This window comes from Acidovorax sp. KNOB132 (assembly GCF_057541515.1).
In genome coordinates this window covers 1-4,119 of record NZ_BAAJYT010000299.1, presented here as the reverse complement: position 1 = coordinate 4,119, position 4,119 = coordinate 1, and the positions used below count along the sequence as shown (strand labels likewise).

General features: G+C 71.3%; 1 protein-coding gene and 1 pseudogene. Both read right to left on the bottom strand.

Annotated elements, in window-relative coordinates; genetic code table 11:
- Positions 1 to 3,083: pseudogene (locus AC27IO_RS21315) on the bottom strand (UvrD-helicase domain-containing protein); the annotation flags it as partial.
- Positions 3,084 to 3,093: 10 nt separating this feature from the next.
- Positions 3,094 to 4,119 (bottom strand): RecB family exonuclease (locus AC27IO_RS21310; RefSeq protein WP_498740639.1); only part of this gene is annotated, 1,026 nt, incomplete at its 5' end.

The window sequence follows — 4,119 nt, the reverse complement described above, 5'->3', positions numbered from 1 at the left end:
GGTCTGCCCGGCGTGGACGATGGTGGCCTCGTTCACCGCCCGATCAACCGCGTTGGCCTGCCATGCCCAGGCGCCCTCGCCGCTCAGGATGCGCTGGGCCATGCTGGCGGCCAGGGTGGCGGACTCCGGCGCCAGGTCGAAGTCTGCCGCCAGCCGTGCCAGCCGCGTGGCGGGCCATCCGCCGCCGGAAGGGGCCGGCCCGCCGACGGTGGCCATGGCGGCCTGCTCCAGCAACTGGTGCATGGCCTCGCCCTGGCGCGATGCCGGGGTGGACACGGCCACCGCCGGGACGGCCGGGCCATCGGGCTCCGGCTTCGGCGGCGGCGACCAGGCCGGCAGTTCGGCCAGCAAAGCATGGTCCTGCGCCCGCCCATCGTTTTGCGACAAGGCTTCGCCGGCAGGTTCAGCCAAAACGTTCTCGTCCTCATCCTGCAACAGGGGCGCCAGCCGGTTCCACCAGCTGCCGGGCGCCGAGGACGAGGGTTGTACCGACGAGACCGCCAGGCAGTGCTTGGCCCGCGTCATGGCCACGTACAGGGTGTTGAGTTCTTCGCGCTGCCGCTCGGCCTGTTCGGCGGCGAGCATGTCCACCGCGCTGGGCGGCGGGTTGCTTTCGCTGGCGAGGAAGACGAAGCGGCGCGGCAGCGGCTCTTCGCCCGGCCAGTCCACCAGCACGCCCATGGTCTCGGCCTTTTGCGGGCGGGTGTCGGTGTCCAGCAGCAGCACGCTGTGCGCTTCCAGGCCCTTGGCGCCGTGCACGGTGAGCAGGCGCACCGCCTGCGCGTCTACCCGGCCCGGCGCGCGCTGGCCGGCGCGCTTCATCGCCCGGACGAAGGCGTAGGGCGTGAGGTAGCGCCCGCCGTCGATCTGCAGCGCGGCCGACAGCAGCGCGCGCAGATTGGCGAGCACGCTGGCGCGCTGGGTGGCGGGCGCGGCGGCGGCATAGCGGGCCAGCACGTCGCGGTGGGTGTAGAAGGCCTGCAGCGCGTCGTGGGGCGGCAATGCGTCGAACCAACCCTTGTATAGAGCCAAATCGACCCCCAGGGCAATAAAGTCTAGGGCATTATGCTCACTTTTTAATAGCAAATCGAGCCAGCTGCATTCGAGGTTCTCCGGCTGGCGCCGCCACAGCGCCAGCCGCACGAGCGTGTCGTCGCCCACCCCGAACAGCGGCGAGCGCAGCGCGCGGGCCAGCGACAGGTCGTGGCCCGGCGAGACCAGCGCATCCAGCAACGCCACCACGTCCTGCACCTCGGGTGCCTCGGCCAATTCAGCTTTTTCGGGCTGCACGCAGGGCAGGTGCAGGTCGCGCAGCGCGTCCTGCATGGCGGCCAGCCGGTCGCGCTTGCGGGCGAGCACCATCACCTCGCGCGGCGGCACGCCGTCGGCGATGCGCCCGGCCACCCAGCGGGCGGCCTGCGTGCATTCGCGCATGCGCAGGGTTTCCTCGGCCTCGTGCCGCGGCTGCGTGAGGCTGTCGCGCCACGCCATGGGGTCGAAGGCAGGGCCCGCGCCATCATCGGGCGCAGTGATCGCGGGCAGGCGCAGCCGCATTCCCGGGTCGGTGGACTCGGTGGTGTGGTCGCGAAAGCCGGCGTATTCCCCCTGGCCCTGCGCGGCCTGCATGACGTGGTTGACCGCGTCGATCACGCCCGTCGCATTGCGGCGCGTGTGGTCGCAGCTCAGCAGGTCGCGCCCAGGCCTTGGCGCACGAAGGCCTGCGCGGCGAGGAACACCTGCGGCTCGGCACGCCGAAAGCGGTAGATGCTCTGCTTGGGATCGCCCACGATGAACACGCTGGGCGCACGCCCCCCGCCCGCGCCCACATAGCCCGACAGCCAGGCGTGCAGCGCCTGCCACTGCAGCGGGTTGGTGTCCTGGAACTCGTCCACGAGCAGATGCCGCACCCGCGCATCCAGCCGCTCCTGCACCCATCCGCTCAGCACCGGATCGGACAGCATGACGAGCGCCGTGCGTTCGACATCGTTCATGTCCACCCAGCCGCGATCGCGCTTGAGGGCAGCGAATGCAGCCACCAGGGCGCGCGTGAGCCGGGCCATGCGGTGGTGGTGGCCCCAAGCCTCGTGCTGGCGGCGTGCCAGGCACAGGCGCTGCAGCTCGGCCTCAGCCTCCTGCGCCACGGCGAACTTCTCCAGGTTCTTGCTAAGCCGGTCTTCCTTGGCCACGAAGAAGGCGCGGCGCAAGCGCTCCAGGCGCTCGTGCAGGTCCTCGCACGCGAAGGCATCGACCACTGCGTCGGCCGCCTTTTGCGGGGTCTTGTTGGATTCGGTGCCCAGGGCACTGGCGCGGGCCAGCCAGCGGGCGCGCACCGCATCGCCCTCCAGCGCATGGGCCGGGCTGTCCAGCCCCTGCAGGTCGGGGAAGTGCGCATGGAACGGCGGAACCGAGGCGTCGATCACGCCGGCCGCGTCCGCCAGTTCGAACTCGATGCGCTTGGACAGCGCCGCGCCCAGGGCCTTGTGCGTCTGCGACCGCCCGTGCGAGGCCACTGCCGCGAGGTAGTCGGCATGCAGCGCGGCATCGTCGGCCACCTGCTGCAGGAACGGCGGCCAGACCTGGCGCACGGCCTCGGCGTCGTCCTCCAGCAGCTCGTAGTTGCCGGGCAGCCCGCGTGCGTGCAGCACCGCCAGCGGCGCCGTGCCCAGCAGCGCGGCGAACCAGCTGTGGAAGGTGCGGATCTGCACCGGCCGCCCGGATTCGAGCATCGAGCGGTACAGCGTCTGCAGCAGCACGCGCTTTTCCAGCGCGCGATCGGGCGGGATGCCGCGGGCGACCAGTTCCCGGGCCAGGCGCTCGGGCTCGGCCTGGGCAAACTCTTCCAGCCATTCCTGCAGGCGCTGGCGCATCTCGCCCGCGGCCTTGCGCGTGAACGTGATGGCCAGGATTTCGTGCGGCGCGCACCCGTCCAGCAAGGCGCGCAGCATGCGGGAGACGAGCATCCAGGTCTTGCCTGCGCCCGCGCAGGCTTCCACCGCCACGCTGCGGTCCGGATCGCAGGCAATCGCATAGAACGCCTCGCGCGTGACCGGACGGCCGTTGTGTTCGTAGGCGGCCAGCGTCATGGTGCGTTCTTCATGCCCAGAAATCCTTGCGGCACAGGCCGCGCGCAGCGCAGTAGTCGCACACGGCCCCCTCGCCCAGCGCCGGCATGGCGGCGCCAGCAGCGATGCGTTCGAAGTCGTGCAGGATGCCCTCCACCAGCTGGTCGCGCAGGGCCACGATGTCGGGCTGCTCGAAGGTCCTTGTGTCGCCGCGCTCGCCCACGTTCACGTAGGCCGCGCGCAGGTGGTCGTCATGCAGCAGCGCGGCATAGAACGCCAGCTGTGTGTCCTCGGTGCCGGCGGCCAGGCGCTTGCGGGTGACGGCTTCGTTCTCGGTCTTGTAGTCGATCACCAGCACAGTCGGCGCTTCGCCCGGCACGCCGGAGCGGACGGCATCGATGCGGTCGAGCAGGCCCACCAGTTGGAGCGGACCGAGCGACTGCGCCGAGCGCACCTCGGCCTGCCGGAAGGCAGCGCCCTGCCCTTCGTGGTCCTGAAGCCAGCGAAGGTAGCCGTCGCGCAAGGCCGGCCAGCCGGAGGCGAACGGCAGGAACTCGCCCGACGCCAGCCGCTGCGCGTGGGTGACGGCCTCGGCCGCCGCATCCATGAGCGCGCGGCGCCCGGGCAATGCTTCGGTCGGCGCTGCCTGCAACGCCTCGTGGAAGTGCTGGAGCACGGCGTGGAGCCAATTGCCGAAATCCCGCTTGCCCACTTCGGCGCCCAGCTCGTCGGATTCCTGCAGGCCCAACTGGCGCAACGCGAAGAAGCGGTAGGGGCAGTGGCGCAGATCGGAATAGGCGGTGGAGGACAACTGCAGCACGGGCAGGGCCTCGCCCGTCGGCATCGGCCGGGGCACGGGTGCGAGCGGCACTTCGCGGGCACTTCGCGGATCGGTGCCGGCGCGGGCCTGCCCGTCCAGCTGCAGGGCCAGCACCAGCGGACTGGCCAGCAAAGGCTCGCCGCCCTCGTCGCCACTGCGCCACAGCACATCCACGTGGGCGGTGCACAAGGCATTGCGCCAGGCCGCGCGCTGGGCGGCCTCCAGCGCCTCGCGGGT